Raw genomic sequence first — 20,685 nt, 5'->3', positions numbered from 1 at the left:
TCTTCAGGTGTCGTCGGTATGATGGTCGCCATGGGCCACGGACGCGAGACCACCACCAGCAGCGCCAGCACCCGCGAACGTCTCGACGCGGTCGGACCCGCCGACGTCGCCGCGACCCTCCAGGCCCTCGCCGCCCCCTCCCGCCTCTACATCCTGGCCCGCCTCCAGGAAGGCCCCTGCGCGGTCGGCGACCTCGCCGAAGCCGTCGGCATGGAGGCCTCGGCCTGCTCCCACCAACTCCGCCTGCTCCGCAACCTGGGCCTGGTCACCGGCGAACGGCAGGGACGCTCCATCGTCTACTCCCTGTACGACAACCACGTCGCCGAACTCCTCGACCAGGCCCTCTACCACGTCGAGCACCTGCGCCTCGGCCTGCACGACACCGCGCCGGGCCCGGCCAGGACGACCGGCACGGAGACCGCGGTCGCGGGCCGTTGACCGCGAACCGACCCCTGCTGTTCCTCGACGAACGGGCCTGCATCCGGCCCTGCACCGCAAACGCCGGGCGAGGGCCGAATCCGGGCCTCAGGCCGAATCCGCGCCCCCGAACAGGTCATTGCCCGCCGCGCCCGGCTCCGGGGCCGTGAAGAAGACGTGGAAGGCCTCGGCCAGTTCGTCGAGGGTGATGACGCCGTCGTCGTTGGTGTCGAGCCGGCGCCCGACCCGTGCCGCGTGGCGCTCCGCGACGCCCAGGGCGCCGAGGAGGGCCGTCACCTCCTTCGGGCTGAGGATCCGGTTCCGGTCGTGGTCCGCCGCGTCCATGACCGCCGCGACGACGGGGAGGACCGTGGAGTCGTACAGAGCGGGGGACAGGGCCACCCGGTGCAGGCCGTCCGTGAAGCCCGCCCGGTCGAGCGTGCCGGCCGGGTCGACGCCGTCGGCGTGGCAGAGAGCCTTCCACAAGTCGCCCAGGGCGGCGTGGAGTTCGTCGTCCTGGCGCGGTGGCCGGTCGAAGGCCGCGTGGAAGCGGTCCGCCATCGCCAGCAGGTCCGCCTCGGCCACCGGCCCGTCCCGGGCGACCAGCCGGAAGAAGCGGTCGAGCTTGCTCCGGAGGAACGGGGTGGCCGAGACCGGACCCGGGGGCGTGGCCGCCGCCGCTTCCTCCGTCCGCGTGGGGAACCGTACGCTGCCCAGCCCGACCACCGACGTCTGCTCCACCCGCCGCCCCTGCGCGACCGTCGCCAGATACGCCTTCGTCCGGCGGTACCCCTCGTCCGAACGCCGCCGCCGGGTCTCCGCGCTCTCCCCGGACTTGAACCGCAGCCCGCCGTCCAGTCGGAGCGTGTCCTCGCCGCTCGGCAGGTTGTGGACGACGACGTCGTCGTGGCCCTGGTTGAGCGCCTGCCCCAGGTGGTAGCGGCGCGCGAGCTCGTACGACAGCTTCCCCGCCTGCCAGATCCAGCGCGGTCTCGTCAGGTCGGGCTCCCACTGCTTGAGCCGCAGCACGTACACGGTCCGCGCGCCCCAGCTGATCGCGCGCCCGACCGGGGCGGTCTCCACCACGCCGCCGTCGATGTAGTGCTCGCCGCCGATCTCCACCGGCGGGAAGAGCCCGGACAGCGCGCAGGAGGCGAGGACCGCGGGCACCAGCGGGCCCGAGTCGAAGTAGCGCGCGGTGGCGCGCTCGATGGACGACGCGCAGGACTGGAACGGCACGACCAGGTCCTCGAAGCGGACGCCCCGGCCGAGGATGCTCTCGATCATCTCGCGCAGCGCCTCGTTCGACATCAGGCAGCCGTCGCGGCGCAGGGTGTGCCGCACCGCGCTGCGCAGCGTGGGCCGGCCCGCCCCCGTCTCGGTGAGGGCCGCGGTCAGCCGGTCCATGGTGTCGCACCCGCGAAGCGTGGGGTCGGACGCCAGGACCGCGCCGAGCGCGGAGCCGATCGACGTGCCGACGATCAGGTCGGGCGTGATCCCCGCTTCGAGCAGCGCCCGCACCATCCCCACCTGGTGCGCTCCGCGCACCCCTCCACCGCCGAACACGAAGGCCACCGGCCCGGTTGGTCGTTCGCTCATCGCTGCGTTCCTTCCGTCCTGGGACTGGGGGACTGGGGGACTGGGGGACTGGGGGGATGGGGGGATGGGGGATGGGGGGATGGGGGACAGGGGTTGGGGCACGGGTGACGGGGACTGGGGGCCGGGGAGGCCGTCCGGTGTGCCTACGCGGAGGTCACCACGAGGGCGGCGTTCTGGCCGCCGAAGCCGATCGACGTGCTGACGGCGGCCCGGACCGGACGCCGGCGGAGCGTCCGGGGCACGTCGAGATCCATGCGCGGGTCGAGTGCCGTCAGATTGGCGGTGGGCGGGACCTCTCCCGTCTCGACGGTGAGGACCGCGCAGACCGCCTCGATCGCTCCCGCGGCGGCCAGGGCGTGGCCCGTGACTCCCTTGACGGAGGTGACGACGGGCTGACCGAGCACCTCGCGGACGACGGCCGCCTCGGCGAGATCGCCCCGGGGCGTACCGGTGCCGTGGGCGTTGACGTGGTCGATGTCGGAGCCCGTGAGGCCGGCGTCGGCGAGAGCGCCGCGCAGGGCGAGGGCGAGGCCCGCGCCCTCGGGGTGCGGGGAGGTCGGGTGGTGGGCGTCGGCGGAGGCACCGTACCCGGCGAGCAGCGCGCGGACGCGGCCGCCGCGCGCGCGGGCGTCCGCCACGCGTTCCAGGACGACGGCACCGGCTCCCTCGGCGATGACGAAACCGTCGCGGGTGACGTCGAAGGGACGTGACGAGGTTCCGGGGTCCGGTGCGGAGGCGAGCGCGCCGAGGTTGGCGAAGCCGCTCACGCAGACGGGGGTGAGCGGGGCTTCCGCGCCGGCCGCGACGGCGATGTCGCACCGCCCGGCGAGGAGCAGGTCCCGGGCGGTGCCGAGGGCGGTGGCGCCCGAGGCGCACGCCGTGGAGACGGCCAGACAGGGGCCCCGTGCGTGGAACTCGATCGCGACCTGCCCCGCGGCCATGTTGGGCAGGTAGAGGGGCAGGAGGAGGGGCGATACGGAACGTGCTCCGTCCTGGGCGAAGGCCTCGTGGGCGTCGGCGACCGAGGCGAGCCCGCCCGTCGAGTTGCCGATGACCACCGCGACCCGCGTCCCGTCCCACGACTCCGGTTCGAGGCCCGCGTCGGCGAGCGCCTCCCGGACGGCGACCAGGGCGAACTGGGAGAACAGGTCCAGCCGGTGGGCCCGCCGCGTCCCGAGGAGCTCCGCTCCGTCGAAGCCGGGGACGCGGCAGGCCGTCCGCGTCGTCGCGGTCTTCAGCTCCGGAAGCTCGGACGCCCTGGTTCCCAGGCCCTCACGGATGACCCGCCACGACTCCTCGACGCCGATGCCGGCGGGGGTGACGAGACCGAGACCGGTGACGGCGACCGGCAGGCTCACCGGGCGGCTCCGGCAGCCGCGCCCGACATCAGATCGACCAGCTCGCCCACCGTGCCGACGCCGCTGACCGCGTCGATGTCGACGACGACCCCGAGCCGCTTCTCCGCGACGACCGTGAACTCGGCGATGGCGAGCGAGTCCAGCTCCAGTTCCGCGAAGGTCGAGTCCGTGGTGATCGTCTCCGGGGGCCGCTGAACGATCTCGGCGACGACACCCCTGACATCCTCGAACATGATGAATCCCTTTCGATGGGGAAAGAAAAGCAGTGCGGCGCCGATCCAGGAGAATGTGAGAGACGATTTCCCTCGGATTTCCGGCCCAGGCCGGCCGCGGATGTCTTCCGCGGACCTCTTCCGCGAATGTCTGCCGTGGATGCCTGCCGTGGATTCTCCGTACGCGCGGGAACGCGGACACGAGTGAAGTTAACAGTGTGCGGAGGCAGGTGCGCCCAGGAATGCGCCGCACGTGTGACGGACAAGCGCAGGTGTGACGCCTGGGCGATCGGGTTTATCGGTGCCCGCCGCGGATATTCATCATTCTCCCGATTTCGAACGGGCCGAGTGAGCCGAGAAGGGGAGACATGGGCCAGGACTCCGGAGGCGCCCCCGCGGGGCGGGTTTCCCGTGGGGGTACGCGCTTCCGCGCCGCGGCCCGCAGCGCCCGCCTCGCCGCCGCGTATCTCGCCACTTTCGAACTGCCGACCCTGGCGCTCGCGCTCACCGGGCGCGCCGCGACCCGGGACACCGCCCTCGGGGTGTTCTCCGATCACGGCGCCCGGCTCTTCGACGTCGGGTTCCGCCGGGCGGGGATGGCCCTCGACCTGCCCGACGGCCTGCCGCGCCCCGATCCGGACCGGCCGGTCGTCGTCCTCCTCCGGCACGCGGGAACCCTCAACTCCCACCTGATGTTCCACCTCGTCACCCGGGTCCTCGGACGGAGGCCGGTCTGCCCGGGGCGGCTCCGGGCCCTCACGGACCCGGCCGTCGGGCTGCTCGTCCGGCCCACCGAGGCCCGCCAGTTCTACTGGAACGAGGCGGGCCGGAAGCGTGCCCTCCAGTACGTCGCCGGGAGCGCGGCGACGCTCGGCCCCGCACAGGCCCTGGCCATCTTCCCGGAGGGCACCAACATCACGGCCCGGCGCCGGGCCCGCGCCCTGGCCGAGCTCCGCACGCGCGGCATGCGCGAGCGGGCGGAGTGGGCGGCCGGCCTGCGGCACGTCCTGCCTCCCCAGCACGCCGGCGTCGTCACCGCCCTGCGGAAGGCCGCGGAGGCCGACGTCCTCGTCGTGGGCCACCAGGGCCTGGAGGACCTGGTCGGCTGGGCGTACGCCACCTGCTGCCCGCCGCGTGTCCCGAGCCGGGTCCGGGTGCACTGGTGGCACACCCCCGCCGCCGACGTACCCCGCACCCCCGCGAGGATCGCCGACTGGATCGACGCGCAGTGGCAGCGCATGGACGCGTGGCTCGACGCTCCGGCGCCCGCGCTGTCCTCTACGACGTCTGCGTCTACGTCCTGCTCGTCGTCGTGAGCAGGTTCGTGGGGCCGTCGGTGGTGGTCTTGGCGCAGACGCCGCCCTGCTGGGCGCCGAAGTGGTCCACCTCGTCGCCGAAGCTGCCCATCGTCTTCCCGTCCACCATCACCGAGGTGTAGGTGGCGGGAGTGGTGACGGCGGCCGGGTTCTGGAGCTCGGTGATGACCTCGACCTGGGTGGAGGTCGACGGCCCGGAGACGGGGATGGTGTACGAGTTCACCCGGGTCACGTTCTCCAGCGTCATCGAGTACGCCTGCCCCGTCGACGTGCGCGTGATCGTGGCCTTCATGATGTCCCCGGCGCGCAGTTGCCGTCGGGCGCGGTGCACGCGGCGGCGCCCGCCGCGACGGCCGGGTTGGCGGTCATGAGCGCGCCGAGGAAGAGGATCTTGCGATCGAGGATCTTCCTGCGCGCATGATCGTCAGCGGTGTTGTCGACCGGCCGGTGGACGCTCCGCCCCATCCCGCGTTTCACCCTCTCGGACGCGATGTGGTGCGTCGCACGAAAGCCCTGGTGAGAGTGGGTTCCATGCGCATCACCGTGTGCACCAAGCGCGACCTTCCCGGCTGCGTGGCACTGAACCACCTGCTGCCCCGACTCGCCGGACACCGCGTCCAGGTGCTGATGTCCGAGGTGGCCCGCCCCCACGAGCACAGCCTGCCCGAACTAGCGCGGCTGCGGCGCTTCGAGCGGGACGTGCCCAACCGACTCCTCTTCCCCGCCCTCGACCGGATGCCCGCCCCGCCGGGGCGGCTGTTGAGCTTCGGCCACCTCTCCCGCCGCCACGGAACGGCCTGCCGACCGGTCCGCGAGATCAACGACGGCGACGGGCTTGCCGCGCTGAAGTCGTTCCGGCCGGACCTGGTCGTGTCGATCCGCTTCAGCCTGATCTTCCACGAGGAGGCGCTCGCCGTGCCCCGGCTCGGCATCCTCAACGTCCACCCCGGCGAACTCCCGCGCTACGCGGGACTGTTCTCCCCCTTCTGGACGCTCCTCGAAGGCCGCGACACGATCGGCTGCACGGTCCACTGGATCGACCGGGGCGTCGACACCGGCCCGGTGGTCGGCGGGGGCCGCCTCCCCGTCGACCCCACGCGGTCGCTGGCCTGGCACGTCGTCCACACCTACCCGCTCGGCGTGGCCGCCCTGCTCCGGGTCCTGCCCGACGTCCTCGCCGGCCACCCGGTGCCCGCCCTGCGCCAGGACCGGGCCCTGCGGCGCTACCGCTCGCTGCCCGCTCCCGAGGACTTCGCCGCCTTCCACGCCCGAGGGATGCGCCTGGTCGACCCGACCGACCACCGGACCCTCCTCGGCCCGTTCACCGCCCCCGACGGGTCCGGTCCCGCCACCGCTCCGGACGGGCACCGGCCCGTCACCCCCGCCGTGGGGGACGCCGTCACTCCCGTACGGTGACGAGGACCGTTCCGTCGAGCGGTCCGCCGGCCACGGGTGCCCCCGCGGGCGCCCAGGCGACGGAGGGCCGCCCGTCGTGCCAGGGGTCCGCCGTCCGCACCACCAGATGGAAGGGAACGGCGCCTCCGTCCCCGTACGATCCGACCCCCGTCACCGAAGCCCAGTCCCCGCCGGTCCGCACGAGCCCCGGTGACCCGCTGGTGAACGCCCGGCCCTCGGGCGTCCGGACGGAGAGCCGACCGCCGGCCCCTCCCGCCCCTCCGGCCCGGCCGTCACCGTCCGTCGACCGCACCTCGACCTCGCACGTCCCGCCGGGGAAACTCCCCGTCACCGTCAGCAGGCCGCCCGCCGCCGTACCCGTGTCCGGGTCGCTCACCGCGTACGAGGGACGCCGCAGCACCCGGCCGGCGGCGGCGCCCGTCAGCTCCCCGTCCCGGAGCGCGAACGCGCCGTTCACGAGGACGGACCGCACGCCCCGCGCGTACCGGCGGGGTTCCTGGAAGGTGGCCAGGTCCCGGATCTCGGCGGGATCGAAGAGGACCAGGTCCGCCGCCGCCCCCGGCACGATCACGCCGCGGTCCGGCATGCCGAGCACCGACGCCGGCAGGCCGGTCATCCGCCGCACCGCCTGCGGCAGACTCAGCAGGTGCCGGTCGCGCACGTACCGGGCGAGCACCCGCGGCTGGGTGCCGTAGTGGCGCGGGTGCGTCCGCTCCTCCAGGCACGCGCCGCCGTCGGAGGCGACGGCCACGAACGGCTGGCGCAGGATGCGCTCCAGGTCGGCCTCGTGCCCGAAGTCGTACACCGCCATCGCCTCCGGGTCCTCGGAGAGCAGCCGCATCACGGCCTCGCCCGCGCCCGTCGCGTGGTCGACGCAGTACTGGCCGAGGGTCCCGCCGGTGCTCTCCAGGTGGACGTCCCGGGCGTCGGCCACCCGGTCGCGCAGCACGCCCGCGATCCCGGCCGCCACCTCGGGCCGTACCGCCGGGTCGGCGAACCGGGCGAGCATCGCCGCGTCGCCGCCGGACCGGTACGCGGGCGGGACGAGGACGGCGAGCCCGGTACGGCTCGACAGGTACGGGTACACCTCGCCCGCGGCACGCAGCCCCCGCTCGCGCGCCTGTGCGACCGCCCGCACGGTGTCGGCGGTGGCTCCCCAGTTCGCCGGTCCCATCGCCTTCATGTGGGCGATCACCGGTACCAGACCGGCTCGTTCGGCGATCCGCAGGCTCTCCTCGGTCGCCTCCCGCACCGCCGGCCCCTCGTTCCGGACGTGGTTGCTGAACGGCACCCGCCAGGGGCGCGCCGCCGACACCACGTCCACCACCTCGTCCGTCGTCCCGTACGAGCTCGGCGGGTAGTACAGCCCCGCCGAGACGCCCCACGCGCCGAGTTCGAGCGCCCGCGCCACGAGCTTCCGCATCCGCTCCACGGCCTCGGCGTCCGGGCGCCGGTCCGCGAGGCCGTTGCCCGCGGCCCACACGGCGCCGAGGCCCACGTACGCGCCGATGTTGATCGCGATGCCGGGCGGTTCCGCGGCGAAGGCGAGCGTCCTGGTGATGTCGGGGGTGCCCATGATGTCCGCCCACGGGGCGCCCTCGGTGCCGAAGCCGTCGGGGTTGAGGATCTCGGTGGTGACGCCCTGCCGCAGCGAGCTCTCCGCCTCGCGCAGGGCGTCCGGCGCGCCGTGGCTGTGCAGTTCGACGAAGCCGGGGGCGAGTACGAGGCCTTCGGCCTCGTACCGTTCGCGCGCGGCGCCGGGCCGGTCGAGCTCGCCGACCGCGATCACGTACCCGTCCCGCACTCCGACGTCCGCGCGGAAGCCCTCGCGCCCGGTGCCGTCGACCACCGTCGCTCCGGTGACGAGCAGGTCGAAGGCGGGCACGGTCGGATCGTTCACCTGGAGACTCCACGGGACGGGCGGGTACGGGGGCTGGGCACCGACGCTAGGGACGCGGACGCCCGGTGGCGCGGTCGACCCGCGCGCCCGGTCCCCCGAACGGCGCCGCGCGCCGGTGTGTCCGCCGGGCGTCTCCGGGGGCCGGGGCTAGTCTCACGTCCCACGCCGCACCGAACCACAACTAACCACAATGAACCAGAACGAACCGCACCGCACCGAACCGAACCGCACCGCACCGAACCGCACCGCAGCGCACCGACCGACGGGAGGAGCCGGGGATGACCGAGGCACGGCACGTGCTGGAGCGCAAGATCGACGTGTGCTTCGGCTACACGGACCAGAACCGCGACGGTGTGATCGACTCCGCCGACGTCCTCACCCTGGCCGCCCGGCTGATCGCCGCCTCCGGCGAGCCGTACGACTCGCCGAAGTCGATCGCGCTGCTGCGGACGGCCGAGGACTGGTGGGACGCCCTGCGGGGCGCGCTCGACGTCGACGGGGACGGCCGGATCGACCCGGACGAGTACCGCTCCGGCATGCTCCGTCTGTCCCGCGTCCACCAGGGTCCGCCCGGCGACGACGTCCTCGCCGCCGTCCGGCCGCTGTGGGCACTGTGCGACCGCGACGACGACGGACAGGTGACCGCCGAGGAGTTCGGCCACTTCCAGCGAGCCCTGGGTGTCGCCCCCGACGCCCTGGCCACCGGCTTCACGAGACTCGACCTCGACGGGGACGGAACGCTCTCCGTGGAGGAACTCGCCACCGCGCTCTGGGAGTTCTGGACCAGCGAGGACCCCGACGCGGCGGGGAACTGGCTCTTCGGAGACGCCTTCCTCACCGCCGCGTCCTGAGCGGCGGGGACCGGCGCCCGCGGACGAGGCCTCCGCCCGGGACGGAGCAGATTCCGACTGCCGGTTCGAACGCTTCGTACACTGCGAGCGTGGACGACTCCGGAGCAACCAGGACCCATGCCCTACCGGCGCCCGCCCTGCGGCCGTACGTCGGCTCGTACGTCGGTTTCGATCTTCGCGGGTTCCCGGCAGGGGTGCACTGCGGTCCGCCGGGCCACTCGCTCACCGCGGTGATCAGTCTCGCCGAGCCTCTGGCCGTGGCGGCGGGCGTCGACGCCGGGGCGCCGGTCACGCGATTCGCCGGCGTCGCCGGCGGTCTGATGCGCCGGTCCGTCGCGATTCACCACGACGGACGTCAGGAAGGCGTGCAGGTGTCGCTGACACCGCTCGGTGCCCGCGCCGTCTACGGCATGCCCGCCGCTGAACTCGCCGACCGGCTGGTCCCACTCGACGAGCTGCTCGGAGCGCTCGGGGTCGAGCTGGTCGACCGGCTCCGCGCGGCGACGACATGGCCGGCGCGGGTCGCCGCGCTGGACGGGGTGCTCCTGCGAGCCGTCGGCCGCGGCGCCGGCGGCGACCCCGGCTCCCGGGTCCGCCCCGAGGTGGCCGAGGCCTGGCGCCGTCTCCGGGCCGCGCGGGGAGGCGTCCGGATAGGGAGGGTCGCCGAAGAACTGGGCTGGAGCCGCCGGTACCTCACCGACCGGTTCCGCGGCGAGGTGGGCCTCTCGCCGAAGACCTTCGCCCGGGTCCTGCGCTTCGAGCACGCGCACGACCTGGCCAGCACGCGCCACCCGCTGCCGTGGGCCGATGTGGCGTCGGTCTCCGGCTACGCCGACCAGGCCCATCTCGCCCGGGAGTGGCGCGAGTTCACGGGCCGGTCGCCGACGGCGTGGCGGCGCGGCGAAGTCCTCCTCGGGCCGGGACAGCCGTCGCCGGAGCGCCCAACGCGTCGACTTCCGTTCCCTTTCCTTCAAGACCACCCGCCCACCGTCCTGTGACGATCGTCCGCATGAGACTCGTCGTTCACGAACCCCATGCCGTCGACCTTCGGACCACCCCCGTGCACCTCGGGCTGGGGTCCACGGCGAAACCCGTCGAGGGCTTCGCCTGGGACCCGGCCGTGCTCCAGGCCTACAGCGCCGCGGTCGCGGCGGACGGCGCCGAGGGCCGGATGGTGGTGATCATCGACGGCGACGGCCTCGGCGACCACTGGGAGTGCCATCCCGCCGGTGACGAACTGGTCGTCTGCCTCAGCGGGTCGGTGACGGTCACCCGCGATGTGGACGGAGTGCCCGAACGCGTGGTGCTCGGGCCGGGCGAGGCCACCGTCAACCCGGCAGGGGCATGGCACGCGGTCGACATGGCGGGACCGGCGTCCATCCTGACCGTGACCGCCGGCCTCGGCACCGACCACCGCCCCCGGACCCCCTCGCACCCGCCGGAGGCCGACCCGACCGAGCACGCCGGCACCCCCGGCCCGGGAACGCCGTGACGACCCGCGTCGCGTGCCTCGGCGACAGCCTCACCCGCGCGCAACTCAGCGTCGACTACCTGGACCTTCTCGAACGGCTCCGACCGCCCGGCGACGTGCGGCTCACCCGCTTCGGCGTCAACGGCGACTTCGCCCACAACCTGGCACAGCGGCTCGACGCCGTCGTCGCGCACGCACCCGACGTGATCACCGTGCTGATCGGGACCAACGACGCACGGGCGAGCCTCGCCGGCTACCCCGTCGAGCAGGTCATGAAGCGCAAACGGCTTCCCGAACGCCCGTCGGCCGACTGGTTCCAGCAGTGCCTGGGAGCCGTCGTGGAACGGCTGCGAACGCGGACCGACGCGACGATCGCCCTGCTCTCCCTGCCGGTCCTCGGCCAGCAACTCGACGGAGCTCCCGCGCGGGCGTCCTGGGCGTACAGCCGCATGATCGCCGAGGCCGCCACCACCCACGAGGTGACCTACCTCCCGCTCCACGAACGCCAGACCGAGGAACTGCGCCGGGCGGACCCACCGCCGATCCCCTACCGGGACCCCACACCGGCGGCGAGCCTCGGTGTCCTCCTCCGGCGCGGCCTGCTGCGCCACAGCCTCGACACGATCTCGCGGCGCCGGGGTCTCCTGCTCACGACCGATCACATCCATCAGAACAGCCGCGGCGCCGCCCTGGTCGCCGAGGTCATCGACACGTGGCTCCCGACCCGGAGCGCGTAGCCGGTACCGGCGCGGATCCTTCGCCGCGCATGCGGTTCGAGCCGTCCGGGCCGACACCGCGGGTGCGACGGTCGGTCCGGCGGCGCCCCCAACGCCTCCGAAGGGCGCGGCGGGTCACCCCGCCCGCTGCGGGCGGCGCCAGCGCGACGGGTCGTCGAGCAGCGGCCGGAGCGCGAGCTCCGCGGCGCCGCGCACGGCGGCGTCGGGGTCCTGCGTCACCCGGAACGCGGTGCCGCGCACCCGCGCGGCGACCGAGGCGGCCAGCGCCCGGTCCACGGCGTGCGGGACCGCCACGGCGAGCTGCCCGAGCAGCCCCGTGAGGACGAGGGCCCGCGGCCCGACGGTGTTGAGCGCGCCGACGAGGGCGACGCCGAGACGCTCGGCCGCCGGTTCCAGGGCGGCGGGGCCCTCCCCGGACTCGTGGGCGATCAGGACGGGGGCGAGTGCCTCGTCGCTCACGAAGAGCTCCAGACAGCCCCGGGCCCCGCAACGGCACGGCGCCCCGGCCGGGTCGACGGGTACGTGTCCCAGCTCCAGGGCCTCGGCGTCGCCGTCCGCGCCCATCAGCGCGGCGCCGACACCGTCGTACTCGCCGACGACCACCAGGGTCCGCTCGCCGGGGCGCTCTCCGCAGAGGCCGACGGCCGTCGCGGAGGAGTCGCGCACCAGGCTGACCGGAGCCGTACCGATCGCCGCTCCGAGCCCGGGCAGGCGGGCGTCGACCGCCTCGCCGACGAGGGACGCCAGCGGGACCGGCCCCTCCCAGCCGAGGGACAGCGAGGTCAGGACGGTGCCGGTCAGCGGGTCGACCATGCCGGGGAAGGCGAGGACGATGCCGACGCACCGCTCGCGGCGGTCGCCGAGCACCACGTCGGCGGCGTCGGCGATCCGCGCGGCGATCTCGTCCGGCGCCATGCCGAGCAGCGGCACGGTGTCGGTGTGCGTGGCCTCGCGCCGGCCGCCCAGCGCATAGCAGACGGCGCGGACACCGGTCGGCTCGATCTTGACCCCGACGGCCGCGGGGCCGTCCTCGGCGGCGGTCAGGGTGACCGAGGGCCGTCCGAGGCCGGCGGTGCGGTGCTCACCGAGCTCGATGAGCCCGGCGGCGGCGAGCCGCTCGGCGGCCACCCCGGCCGCGCTGCGCGCCAGACCGGAACGGTTGGTGGCCTCGGCGCGGGAGAGCGGGCCGTACCGGTGGACGACGGAGAGCAGCCGGGCGGTCGCGGGGAGGGGGACGGGTGGGGTGCTCACCGTGCACCTCCTTCCTTCCGCGGGCCTGCGGAGCGCACAGGTGACGGCTCCACAAGGGTTTGTTCTTCTAAGAATAAACCTCGTGCCCGCCGCTCACGCGACGGCCTTCGCGATCAGCGTGGCGGCCTCGGCCGGCGTCAGGTGCGTGGTGTCGACGACCTCCGCCTCGGCGTGCAGCCAGGTGCGGGCCGCCTCCGCGTACGGCTCCAGGTACTGGAGCCGGAACGGCGAGTCCGGGCCGACGACGGTGTCGCCCGCGATCCGCGCGCGCAGCGTCTCCTGGTCGGCGTGGAGCACGAAGTGCCGTACCGGAATGCCGTACCCCGCGAGACCCGCGCTGATCTCCCGCCAGTACTCCTCGACGAGGACGGTCATGGGCATCACCAGCGTGCCGCCGGTGTAGTCGAGCACCCGTCGCGCGGTCTCGACGACGAGCGGCCGCCACGGAGGCCAGTGCTGGAAGTTGGTGGTCCGGGGCAGCCCCGGCGTGATGTCCATGAGCGTCTCGCCGACCTTCTCGGCGTCGAGCACCCGCGAGTCCGGAAGCAACCGCTGGACGAACGCGCTGGTGGTCGTCTTCCCGGCGCCGTGGGTCCCGTTGAGCCATACGATCATGGCAGCCGAGCGTACTCCCCGGGCCCGCGCGATCCAGGGCCGAATCCGTCCTACATGCCTCCTACTGTCGTCCCGTCAGACAACGGAACCGGCGGAGGGACGAGAACCGTGAACCGCACCGCACCCGAGGGTTGCACCAGCGTCGCGCCGTGGGTCGTCACCGACGACACCGGTGCGCTGCTCGACTTCATCACGGCCGCCTTCGGCGGCGAGGAGCTCGCGCGGGTCCCGGTCGAGGACGGCACCATCGGACACGGCGAGATCCGTGTCGGCGACACGGTCGTCCTGGCCTTCGACCGGCGCCCCGACTGGCCGGTCATGCCGTCACTGCTCCGGGTGTACGTCCCCGACGCGGACGCCGCCATGGCGGCCGCGGTCGCCCACGGGGCGCAGGTGGTGACCGAGGCGATCGACAGCGCGTGGGGCGACCGAGGGGGACGGGTACGGGACCCGTTCGGCAACATCTGGTGGGTGACGAGCCACGTCGAGGACGTCGCACCGGACCTGGCGTGGCGACGCATGGCGGAGCCGAAGTACGCCGACGCGATGCGCGTGGCCCAGGAGACGCTGGACGCCGAGCTGAGCGGCCGGGAGTCGGGCACAGCGAGCGCGCCGAGGCGCCCGGCACCGTGACCCGTCGCCCTTCACGGGCGCGCCGTTGGGTACGGGGTCCACGGCGCGGCGCCGCCGATGCGGCGCCTGAACACGGTGCCGGGTGTCGCGAACGCCACCTCCACCGCCCCGCGTTCGATCGTGGTACGGGCGGGACGCCGGGGAACCCTCCGGTAGCCGGAAGCGCGCATGAGGTCGGTGGCCGCCCGCCAACTGGGCGCGGCCACCACGACCTCGTCGACGGCGTCGCAGGCGTCGTTCGCGCCGACGAGGACCGCGTAGGCGATCACCACATCGGCGATCGTGACCTCCGCGCTCATGCCGCCTTTCACCGGCATTCCTCGCTTCCCCGCCGCGCTGGCACCGAGTCGCCCGCTGCACGACGGTACGCATGGCGCTCGTCGGCCCCGCTCAGGACTCCTCGGCCGCGGGCGTGCCGGGAGCCGTCGCCGTCCGCCGGCGGCGGTAGAGGACCGTCCCGCACACCGCGAGGGCGAGGACGGCCACGGCGGCAACGCCGAGGGCCGTCTGTTCGGCGAAGAGGCGGCCCAGGAGCGCGAGCACGCCGAGACCCGCGGTCGCGTAGATCAGTGCCCACGCGGCACCACCCAGGAACAGTGCGGGGAGGTAGCGGCGCAGGGGCATGCGCATGGTGCCGGCGAGGAAGTTGGCGGCGGTCTGGAAGCCGACGGTGAGGAAGGAGACGGCGACCACGGGCGAGCCCCACCGCTGGATCGCCTGCTCGACGCGCTGGAACTTCGGCGAGGACATCCGGGCGGCGAACCTGCTGCGCCGGGCGCCGGCTGCGGTGAGCCAGCCGAGCGCGAAGGTCCCGCCCGCGCGGAGGAGCACGATGACGTAGAGGGTCGCGGCGGTGATCGCGATCTTGCTCATGACGCCTCGTCCTTGTTCCGTCCTGTGGGTGCCGTCCGAGACCCCCGGGTGCCCGGCCTCGCGCCAGCTCGTCAGGCAAGGCTAGCCTAACCGTGGTTCTGCGTGGAGGGATCTCCCCGGACGGGGGCGCCGGACGTGTATGCCGGTGCCCACGGTGTCACCACGCCGTCCGGGCGCGAAAGGGGCCAAAAGGCCTGTCCCCCCGCGAGGCGTCTCCCTAGCGCCAGATCGCCTGGACGGAGTCGAGCTGGACCCAGGTGATCGGGTTGCCCGCGTTCGCGCCGTAGACGGTGACGGAGCCCGCGGGGTTGATCTCGAAGCGGCAGGCGTTGATGCCCTGGCTGTTGTTGCGGGGCACGGGGGCGCGTACGTACCAGGTCGGGCGGGCGAAACCGGTCGGCAGCGTGGCGATCCTGGTGTCGGCCGTCCAGGAGCCGGTGATCTGGCCGCGGGCCTGGAGGAAGGCGGTACCCGCGATCGTGACGATCCGGACCTGCGGGACGGCGCCCGCGGTCGCCGTGATGCCGGGCTCCAGGACGAGGTCGACCCACGGGTCGGCCGTGATGCCGGCCTCGGCGGCAGCGGCGGGTGCGGCCGCGGCGAGACCGGCGACGGCGAGGCCCGCGGGGAGGCCGAGGGCGGCGCCGAGGATGCTGCGGCGGTCACGGGACTGGGGCGCGTGGGACACGGGGACTCCTCAGGAACACAAAGAACAGGACGGGCGGGGAGAGGACGTGGGGGAGAGCCGGGGGCCGGGGCTCAGCTCCAGGCGGCGCTGAAGCTGTCGAGCTGGACCCAGGTGATGACGTTCGTCGACCGGCCGCCGTAGAGACGCAGTTCGCGGTCCGTCCCCGCCTCCACGCGGGCCGTCACGTACCCGCCGTTGTTGTTGCGCGGCACGCTCGCGCGGGCGGTCATGCTCGGCGTCAGGGAGTCCGGTAGGTGGCCGATGACCGCGTCGGCGTCGAAACTGCCCTTGATCCCGCCGCTCAGCTGGAGCGTCGTGGTGCCCGCGACGCTGATCAGGCGCCCCCGCGGAGCGTTCTGGTCGACGCTCACCCCGGGCGCGAGGGTGATCGGCTGCCAGCCGGTGAGCACCTTGACCCCGTCGACCTCGGGAGCACCGGACAGCGACAGGATCGTGCACGTACGCGGGCCGGGGTCCTCGCAGGCGAAGCCGAAGTGGAGGTACGGGACCCCGCCGCGGACGGACACGTTCATGCCCTCGGCCTCGCGCCACGGCAGCCCGGGCCCCGCGGTGATGTGCTGCCGGTCGAGGACGGCACCCGTCGCCCACTCGATGGCGGTGATGTACGCGTTGCCGGGGAGCGGCGCCGCGCTCAGGCTCTGGCCCTGGAGCGTGTAGAGGACGCCCGCGTGGGACGCGTACCCCTGGAAGTCCACGCCGGTCGACGGCAGCGTCACGGACAGGCGCTGGAGTGGCACCCATTCGCCGGCGGTCGCCTTGGCGAGGTCGTACCGCTCGAAGGTCATGACCCCGCTGAGGTTGAACCGCAGGACGAGTTCGTTGGCGCTGCGGTCGATGGTCGGGGTGACGCCACGGGCGTTCGTGGTGGGCCGGTACGGGGTGGTGTGCGCCGGGCTGCCGTAGTCCAGGACCGTGCCGGAGGCGAAGCGGAAGCTGGTGACGGCGGTACCGAAGCCGTCGTTCTCGCCGTTCGGGGAGGAGGCCGTCTCGGTCCACAGCCAGACGACGCCGTCCCGGTTGTCCACGCCGAGGTTCACGCCGTGCCCGAAACCGCGCAGGTACATGTGTCCGGTGATCGCCCCGGTCGGACTGAGCCGGGTCAGGCACAGGTCGCCGTTGGTGCTCCGCGTGGCCCACGGCAGCTCCTCGGGCTCACCGCTGAGCCGGAGACCGCCCTCCATGATCTGGAGCACGTAGATGTCGCCGGTCACCGGGTCGATGCCGAAGGACTGCATGACCGTGGCGTTCTGGAGCGGGCGGCGGTGGAGCAGCTTCCCGACCGGGCCCGCGATGTCGATCTGGCCGGAGATGGCGGTACTCAAGGGCGGCGCTCCTCTGGGTGGTTGCGGCGAGTCCCCGGCGGCGCGGACGCGACGCGACGCGGACCCGACCGGAACAGCCGCAGTGTGCCAACCCGTCGCCCGCGCCGGGGAACGGACCGGTAACTCCCCGGCACTCAGGCCTGACGGCCCACGGCCCACAGCCCGCACCCCCTCCCAGCGCACGGTCTCCAGTCCCCAGTCCCCAGTCCCCAGTCCTCAGTCCCCAGCCCTCAACCCTCAGCCCTCCGGCCGGTCACGCCTGCCCGGTCTCGAAGTGGCTGATGCGCCCGTCGGCGACGGTGAAGCGCCACGCGGTGCGCATCGACCCCCACGTGTCGTTGCGGTAGTTCGCGACGAGCGCGCGTCCGCCGTCGGACTCGGTCTCGACGTCCATGTGCCCGCCCGAGGAGAAGATCTCCCGCTCGGTCCAGTCGGTCAGGTCACGGTCCGATCCGTCGTCGGACATGGTCGCGCCGGGGGCGAGAGCGGCCTGGAAGGCGTCGCGGTCTCCCGCGTTGACGGCGACGACGAATGCACGGACGGCGGGGTCGGTGAGCTGCTCGGGTCGGATCACGGTCTCTCTCCTGATGGCGGTGGCGTGTGGCGAGAGGCCTGGCGCACGGCGGTGACCAGCTCCTCGGTCCCAGCCTCCGCGACACGGCCCGACCTCCGCCCGGCGCACCGCCGAGATGGCCTCGAAGAGGGGACCGCCCAGCGCCGAGCGGAGCACACCGGAGTCCGGGCGTGGCCACCACGCCCACCGTCGCCGCCCGCTCCGGACGCCGGCGGACTCAGATCGGCTTGCGCCACACGGAGACGTGCTTGGTGGAGTCCTGAGTGAACGGCGAGCCGTCCCAGTCCGCCACACGCTGTTCGAGCTCGAGCCCGGCGAGCCGCGCCATCAGGTCGAGCTCCGCGGGCCAGGCGTAGCGGTGGCGGGAGTACCCGCGGCGGTACGTCCCGCCGTCGCCGTGCCCGTCACCGCCACCGTCCTCGCCGTCGCCGGTACGGGTGAAGTGGTGCGAGACGAGGACCTGCTCGACGAGGTCGAAGGTGTCGAAGCCCACGTGCCCGCGGGACACGTCGAACGGCACGGCGAGCTGGCCGGGCGGCAGGAACCGCAGCGGCGGCACGAGCAGCTCGATGACGAACCGGCCGCCGGGTTCCAGGTGCCGTGCGGCGTTGCGGAAGCACTCGACCTGCTCGTCCTGGGTGAGCAGGTTCGAGATCGTGTTGTAGACGAGATAGACGAGGGTGAACGCGCCGGGAACGACCGTGGTGGCCATGTCCCCGACGACCACCGGAAGCGTCTCCTCGTCGGTCTTGCGCCGCAGCACCGCCGCCATGTGCTCGGACAGTTCGACGCCCACGACCGGAACGCCCCGCTCCCGGAGCGGGACGCCCACCCGACCGGTCCCGATGGCGAACTCCAGAGCCCGGCCGTCGCCGGCGAGCTTCGCGAGGAAGTCGAGGGTCGGTGCGAGGAACTCCGGGGAGGAGTGCGCGGCCTCCTCGGCGTCGTAACGTTCGGCGGTCGCACGGGTCCACAGCTCACTGCTCGTCATGAACGGCCACTCTTCCGATGCGCGGCGGGCTTTGTCGACGCATTTACGGGCTCCAGCCTCAGCGCCTGGGCCGGCCAGGGCACCGGCTCGGTCCGGCCGAACCAGACCCGGACGTCCTCGCCGGTCCGAACGGGCAGGCGGGGGAAGTCGTTCTCGGCGTGCTCGGTGCGGTGCAGCGCGTGGTCCGGGCCCAGGTGCTCCCCGGCGTACGCGTCGAACGCCGCGGGGTCGGCGGGGTGGGCGATCGTCGCGAACACCTCGCGCACGCCGGGCTCCGGCAGGAAGTTCGGGCCGCGCAGCAGCAGGACGTCGTCGCTTTCGATCATGGTGGCGTTGGCGGTGTCTCGGTGCTCCAGCCAGACCGGCCCGGTGTAGAACGCCTCCAGCGCCCGCCGCCGGTGCGCCATGTCGGGGAACGCGCGCAACCAGACGAAGCGGTCCGGGTCGTCCAGGTCGCGGAAGCGGCCGCCGAGGGTGATGCCGACGTCCTCCTGACCGGTCACGAACTCGCGCTCGAACAGATCGATCAGCTCGTCGCGGGTGCCGGGGTGCAGGGTGTACTGGCGGAGCTCGACGATGCCCGCGCGGTGGTTGTTGTCCATGTCCCGCACGCTAGAACGAGTCCACTGACATCCACTGTCAGTGGATGTCAGGTGAAACCGAACCCGATCGTCGTGGTCTGTCGCGTCGGCGCGCTCCACGCGTCGGTCGCGGTGCGGGCGTCGGCGGACGGGGTCCGGCTGGCGGCAGAGGCCGTCGCGGCCTGCGGCGGCGACCTCGCGGATCGCCACCTCCGGGTCGACATCCGGCCTGGCCGGGCTCTCTTCGGCCTTCAGTCCCTGGAACACCGACGGTCACCACGAGGGACGTCGAGCTCGCCGTCGACGCCCTGGACATCGTGGCGGTCACCACCTGGCAGGGCCGCGACCCCGCCGGGTGGTGACGTGCCTCCGCAGGTCAGGGACGGGAGGGGGCATGGACCCTGCGGGGCTGGGCCCGAAGGTGCAGGTCGCGCATCTCGAGCGTGACCGCCGGCGCGAGACGCCCCTCGCGGCCCGCGACGCTCTCCAGGCGCCAGCGGGAGGCGATCGTCGCCAGGGCGAGGGTCGTCTCGACCATGCTGAAGGAGTCACCGATGCACTTGCGGGCACCGGCGGCGAACGGCAGGAACGCCTGACGGACCGTCTGGGCCGGGACGGACTCCCAGCGGTCGGGATCGAAGGTGCCGGGCTCCTCGTACAGGTCGGGTCGGTGGTGGAGCACGTACGGGCTGTACGCGACGTTCGTCCCGGCCGGGAGCTCGTACCCGCCGAGGCGCGTGTCGGCGGTGACCGCGCGGGTGAAGAACCAGCCCGGCGGGCGGAGCCGGAGCGTCTCCGTGACCACCCGTTCGGTCAGTCGTAGACGCGGCAGGTCGTCGTAGGTGGCGGGCGCGCCGTCCAGGACGGCGTCGACCTCCTCGTGGAGCCGCCGTTCGATCTCCGGGTGGCGCGCCAGGAGGTCCAGCGCCGACGACAGGGTGGCGGCGGTGCTCTCGATGCCCGCGAGGACGAACGAGACGACCGTGTCCGTGATCTCGGCGCCGGTCATGCCGGGACGGTCGTCCTCCGGATCGTGCGCCGCGACGAGGGCCGACAGCAGGTCGCCGTAGTCGGTTCCGTCGGCGCGGCGCTGGGTGATGAGGCGCTCGACCGTGCCGTGCAGGCGCGCGCGGGCCGCGAGGTGCGCGCGGTTGCCGGGGGTGGGGAGCCGGTCCAGCGGCGGGAAGAGGAACATGCGCTGGTAGAGGCTCTTGACCACCGTGGTGACGTCGTCGACGAGCCTGCCGTGGGCGTCTGGGGACAGGCTGTCGGAGAAGAGGGTGGCGGTGATGACGCGCGAGCTGGCCGCCATCATCTCCGCGGGCACGTCGAGCACCTGACCGGACCGCCACGAGTCGACGGCCTCCCGCAGGCACGCGGTCATGACCCGCGCGTACTCGGGCAGCCTGGCCTGGTGGAAGGCGGGCTGGGACAGTCGCCGGAGCCGGCGGTGCGCCTGGTGCGGGCACGAGACGACCCCCTCGCCGATCACCTCGCGCAGCCGGTCGTACAGGGGGCCGCCCTTGTCGAAGACGCGGTCGTCGAGCAGGGCCTGCCGGGTGAGTCCGGGGTCGCAGATCACGACGATGCCGACGGGGCCGAGCCGGACGCGGACGAGATCGCCGTGGGCCGGCAGCGAGGTGAGGAAGGCGAGGGGGTCCCGCAGGAGCGGTACGACGTGCCCGAGCAGGGGCAGGGCCCGGGGAGCGGTGGGAATGGATCCGAGGTCCTTCATCGCGTCGCGGTTCCTCTCGATTCGATCGTCCGACAACCAGCCGTGTGCAACCCAGCCGTGTGCAACCCAGCCGTGTGCAACCCAGCCGTGTGCAGCCCAGCCGTGTGTAGCCCAGTCGTGTGGC

At 73.5% G+C, this 20,685-nt stretch carries 24 protein-coding genes; 8 read left to right on the top strand and 16 right to left on the bottom strand.

Annotation, left to right across the window (positions count from 1 at the left end; all coding sequences use genetic code 11):
- Positions 1-30: 30 nt before the first annotated feature.
- Positions 31-438 (top strand): metalloregulator ArsR/SmtB family transcription factor, encoded by a 408-nt coding sequence (locus AB0G79_RS10360; RefSeq protein ID WP_360803288.1) that lies wholly within the window; start codon positions 31-33, stop codon positions 436-438.
- An 87-nt stretch (positions 439-525) separates the two neighbouring features.
- Here the strand turns inward: AB0G79_RS10360 and AB0G79_RS10355 are convergent, their stop codons facing one another.
- From AB0G79_RS10355 to AB0G79_RS10345, 3 genes are all read right to left on the bottom strand, one after another.
- A complete protein-coding gene (locus AB0G79_RS10355; RefSeq protein ID WP_360803285.1) occupies positions 526-2,016 on the bottom strand; it encodes a patatin-like phospholipase family protein in 1,491 nt (496 codons plus the stop codon).
- A 143-nt stretch (positions 2,017-2,159) separates the two neighbouring features.
- On the bottom strand, positions 2,160-3,374 hold the full coding sequence (locus AB0G79_RS10350; RefSeq protein ID WP_360803282.1) for a beta-ketoacyl-[acyl-carrier-protein] synthase family protein: 1,215 nt from the start codon (positions 3,372-3,374) through the stop codon (positions 2,160-2,162).
- Positions 3,371-3,607 carry an acyl carrier protein gene (locus AB0G79_RS10345; RefSeq protein ID WP_360803279.1) on the bottom strand — a complete coding sequence of 79 codons (237 nt, stop codon included), beginning with the start codon at positions 3,605-3,607 and terminating at the stop codon, positions 3,371-3,373. Before AB0G79_RS10345 ends, AB0G79_RS10350 begins: the two co-directional genes overlap by 4 nt.
- 347 nt (positions 3,608-3,954) lie before the next feature.
- On the opposite strand from AB0G79_RS10345, the gene AB0G79_RS10340 reads away from it, so the two are divergent.
- On the top strand, positions 3,955-4,902 hold the full coding sequence (locus tag AB0G79_RS10340; RefSeq protein ID WP_360803276.1) for a hypothetical protein: 948 nt from the start codon (positions 3,955-3,957) through the stop codon (positions 4,900-4,902).
- On the opposite strand, the gene AB0G79_RS10335 is transcribed toward AB0G79_RS10340, so the two are convergent.
- Together AB0G79_RS10335 and AB0G79_RS10330 are read right to left on the bottom strand one after the other, a co-directional pair.
- Positions 4,880-5,194, bottom strand: a complete 315-nt coding sequence (locus AB0G79_RS10335; RefSeq protein ID WP_360803273.1) for a hypothetical protein — start codon at positions 5,192-5,194, stop codon at positions 4,880-4,882. The genes AB0G79_RS10340 and AB0G79_RS10335 overlap by 23 nt on opposite strands.
- Positions 5,191-5,367: a hypothetical protein gene (locus tag AB0G79_RS10330; protein WP_360803271.1), complete on the bottom strand. Its 177-nt coding sequence runs from the start codon at positions 5,365-5,367 to the stop codon at positions 5,191-5,193. Before AB0G79_RS10330 ends, AB0G79_RS10335 begins: the two co-directional genes overlap by 4 nt.
- 66 nt (positions 5,368-5,433) lie before the next feature.
- Between AB0G79_RS10330 and AB0G79_RS10325 the strand changes: the two genes are divergently transcribed.
- The gene (locus tag AB0G79_RS10325) at positions 5,434-6,318 is read left to right on the top strand and encodes a formyl transferase (RefSeq protein ID WP_360803268.1); all 885 of its coding nucleotides are present in this window, start codon (positions 5,434-5,436) and stop codon (positions 6,316-6,318) included.
- Here AB0G79_RS10325 and AB0G79_RS10320 read toward each other — a convergent pair.
- Positions 6,302-8,218 carry an amidohydrolase family protein gene (locus AB0G79_RS10320; protein ID WP_360803264.1) on the bottom strand — a complete coding sequence of 639 codons (1,917 nt, stop codon included), beginning with the start codon at positions 8,216-8,218 and terminating at the stop codon, positions 6,302-6,304. The two genes, AB0G79_RS10325 and AB0G79_RS10320, sit on opposite strands and share 17 nt — an antisense overlap.
- A gap of 278 nt (positions 8,219-8,496) precedes the next feature.
- Between AB0G79_RS10320 and AB0G79_RS10315 the strand changes: the two genes are divergently transcribed.
- The 4 genes from AB0G79_RS10315 (at position 8,497) to AB0G79_RS10300 (ending at position 11,277) form a co-directional block, all read left to right on the top strand.
- The gene (locus AB0G79_RS10315) at positions 8,497-9,069 is read left to right on the top strand and encodes a calcium-binding protein (RefSeq protein ID WP_360803261.1); all 573 of its coding nucleotides are present in this window, start codon (positions 8,497-8,499) and stop codon (positions 9,067-9,069) included.
- Positions 9,070-9,158: 89 nt separating this feature from the next.
- Positions 9,159-10,067 (top strand): helix-turn-helix domain-containing protein, encoded by a 909-nt coding sequence (locus AB0G79_RS10310; protein ID WP_360803258.1) that lies wholly within the window; start codon positions 9,159-9,161, stop codon positions 10,065-10,067.
- An 11-nt stretch (positions 10,068-10,078) separates the two neighbouring features.
- Positions 10,079-10,561 (top strand): cupin domain-containing protein, encoded by a 483-nt coding sequence (locus AB0G79_RS10305; RefSeq protein ID WP_360803255.1) that lies wholly within the window; start codon positions 10,079-10,081, stop codon positions 10,559-10,561.
- Positions 10,558-11,277, top strand: coding sequence for a GDSL-type esterase/lipase family protein (locus AB0G79_RS10300; RefSeq protein WP_360803252.1), 720 nt, complete (start codon positions 10,558-10,560; stop codon positions 11,275-11,277). The genes AB0G79_RS10305 and AB0G79_RS10300 overlap by 4 nt, the downstream gene beginning before the upstream one ends.
- Before the next feature lie 114 nt (positions 11,278-11,391).
- Here AB0G79_RS10300 and AB0G79_RS10295 read toward each other — a convergent pair whose 3' ends face one another.
- Both AB0G79_RS10295 and AB0G79_RS10290 read right to left on the bottom strand, forming a co-directional pair.
- A complete protein-coding gene (locus AB0G79_RS10295; protein ID WP_360803249.1) occupies positions 11,392-12,528 on the bottom strand; it encodes an ROK family transcriptional regulator in 1,137 nt (378 codons plus the stop codon).
- Positions 12,529-12,621: 93 nt separating this feature from the next.
- A complete protein-coding gene (locus AB0G79_RS10290; RefSeq protein ID WP_360803246.1) occupies positions 12,622-13,143 on the bottom strand; it encodes an AAA family ATPase in 522 nt (173 codons plus the stop codon).
- 108 nt (positions 13,144-13,251) lie between these two features.
- Here AB0G79_RS10290 and AB0G79_RS10285 point away from each other — a divergent pair, with 108 nt between their 5' ends.
- Complete coding sequence (locus AB0G79_RS10285; RefSeq protein WP_360803243.1) at positions 13,252-13,776, top strand: VOC family protein; 525 nt, start codon at positions 13,252-13,254, stop codon at positions 13,774-13,776.
- Between the two features lie 11 nt (positions 13,777-13,787).
- Here the strand turns inward: AB0G79_RS10285 and AB0G79_RS10280 are convergent, their stop codons facing one another.
- The 8 genes from AB0G79_RS10280 to AB0G79_RS10245 form a co-directional block, all read right to left on the bottom strand.
- Positions 13,788-14,075: a hypothetical protein gene (locus AB0G79_RS10280; protein ID WP_360803240.1), complete on the bottom strand. Its 288-nt coding sequence runs from the start codon at positions 14,073-14,075 to the stop codon at positions 13,788-13,790.
- Between the two features lie 91 nt (positions 14,076-14,166).
- On the bottom strand, positions 14,167-14,649 hold the full coding sequence (locus AB0G79_RS10275) for a VTT domain-containing protein (RefSeq protein WP_360803237.1): 483 nt from the start codon (positions 14,647-14,649) through the stop codon (positions 14,167-14,169).
- A gap of 217 nt (positions 14,650-14,866) precedes the next feature.
- Complete coding sequence (locus AB0G79_RS10270) at positions 14,867-15,337, bottom strand: hypothetical protein (RefSeq protein ID WP_360803234.1); 471 nt, start codon at positions 15,335-15,337, stop codon at positions 14,867-14,869.
- 71 nt (positions 15,338-15,408) lie between these two features.
- Complete coding sequence (locus AB0G79_RS10265; protein ID WP_360803231.1) at positions 15,409-16,680, bottom strand: hypothetical protein; 1,272 nt, start codon at positions 16,678-16,680, stop codon at positions 15,409-15,411.
- A 253-nt stretch (positions 16,681-16,933) separates the two neighbouring features.
- Positions 16,934-17,254, bottom strand: a complete 321-nt coding sequence (locus AB0G79_RS10260) for a nuclear transport factor 2 family protein (RefSeq protein ID WP_360803228.1) — start codon at positions 17,252-17,254, stop codon at positions 16,934-16,936.
- A gap of 217 nt (positions 17,255-17,471) precedes the next feature.
- Entirely contained in the window at positions 17,472-18,245 is a 774-nt protein-coding gene (locus tag AB0G79_RS10255) for a class I SAM-dependent methyltransferase (protein WP_360803225.1), read from the bottom strand.
- Positions 18,242-18,847 (bottom strand): NIPSNAP family protein, encoded by a 606-nt coding sequence (locus tag AB0G79_RS10250; protein ID WP_360803222.1) that lies wholly within the window; start codon positions 18,845-18,847, stop codon positions 18,242-18,244. The genes AB0G79_RS10255 and AB0G79_RS10250 overlap by 4 nt, the downstream gene beginning before the upstream one ends.
- A gap of 355 nt (positions 18,848-19,202) precedes the next feature.
- Positions 19,203-20,561: a cytochrome P450 gene (locus tag AB0G79_RS10245; protein ID WP_360803219.1), complete on the bottom strand. Its 1,359-nt coding sequence runs from the start codon at positions 20,559-20,561 to the stop codon at positions 19,203-19,205.
- Between the last annotated feature and the right edge of the window lie 124 nt (positions 20,562-20,685).

Origin of the sequence: Streptomyces sp. NPDC020807 (genome assembly GCF_040641575.1) — a bacterium.
In the GTDB taxonomy this organism is placed as follows: Bacteria; Actinomycetota; Actinomycetes; order Streptomycetales; family Streptomycetaceae; genus Streptomyces.
This window is presented reverse-complemented; position numbering and strand designations above follow the sequence as displayed.

Excerpts from the sequence above, each read along its gene's own strand:
- AB0G79_RS10255 (WP_360803225.1), bottom strand. The coding sequence starts at position 18,245 with ATGACGAGCAGTGAGCTGTGGACCCGTGCGACCGCCGAACGTTACGAC.
- AB0G79_RS10355 (WP_360803285.1), bottom strand. The coding sequence starts at position 2,016 with ATGAGCGAACGACCAACCGGGCCGGTGGCCTTCGTGTTCGGCGGTGGA.
- AB0G79_RS10275 (WP_360803237.1), bottom strand. The coding sequence starts at position 14,649 with ATGAGCAAGATCGCGATCACCGCCGCGACCCTCTACGTCATCGTGCTC.
- AB0G79_RS10245 (WP_360803219.1), bottom strand. The coding sequence starts at position 20,561 with ATGAAGGACCTCGGATCCATTCCCACCGCTCCCCGGGCCCTGCCCCTG.
- AB0G79_RS10360 (WP_360803288.1), top strand. The coding sequence starts at position 31 with ATGGGCCACGGACGCGAGACCACCACCAGCAGCGCCAGCACCCGCGAA.
- AB0G79_RS10280 (WP_360803240.1), bottom strand. The coding sequence starts at position 14,075 with ATGAGCGCGGAGGTCACGATCGCCGATGTGGTGATCGCCTACGCGGTC.
- AB0G79_RS10330 (WP_360803271.1), bottom strand. The coding sequence starts at position 5,367 with ATGGGGCGGAGCGTCCACCGGCCGGTCGACAACACCGCTGACGATCAT.
- AB0G79_RS10325 (WP_360803268.1), top strand. The coding sequence starts at position 5,434 with ATGCGCATCACCGTGTGCACCAAGCGCGACCTTCCCGGCTGCGTGGCA.
- AB0G79_RS10345 (WP_360803279.1), bottom strand. The coding sequence starts at position 3,607 with ATGTTCGAGGATGTCAGGGGTGTCGTCGCCGAGATCGTTCAGCGGCCC.
- AB0G79_RS10250 (WP_360803222.1), bottom strand. The coding sequence starts at position 18,847 with ATGGACAACAACCACCGCGCGGGCATCGTCGAGCTCCGCCAGTACACC.
- AB0G79_RS10315 (WP_360803261.1), top strand. The coding sequence starts at position 8,497 with ATGACCGAGGCACGGCACGTGCTGGAGCGCAAGATCGACGTGTGCTTC.
- AB0G79_RS10335 (WP_360803273.1), bottom strand. The coding sequence starts at position 5,194 with ATGAAGGCCACGATCACGCGCACGTCGACGGGGCAGGCGTACTCGATG.
- AB0G79_RS10305 (WP_360803255.1), top strand. The coding sequence starts at position 10,079 with ATGAGACTCGTCGTTCACGAACCCCATGCCGTCGACCTTCGGACCACC.
- AB0G79_RS10340 (WP_360803276.1), top strand. The coding sequence starts at position 3,955 with ATGGGCCAGGACTCCGGAGGCGCCCCCGCGGGGCGGGTTTCCCGTGGG.
- AB0G79_RS10290 (WP_360803246.1), bottom strand. The coding sequence starts at position 13,143 with ATGATCGTATGGCTCAACGGGACCCACGGCGCCGGGAAGACGACCACC.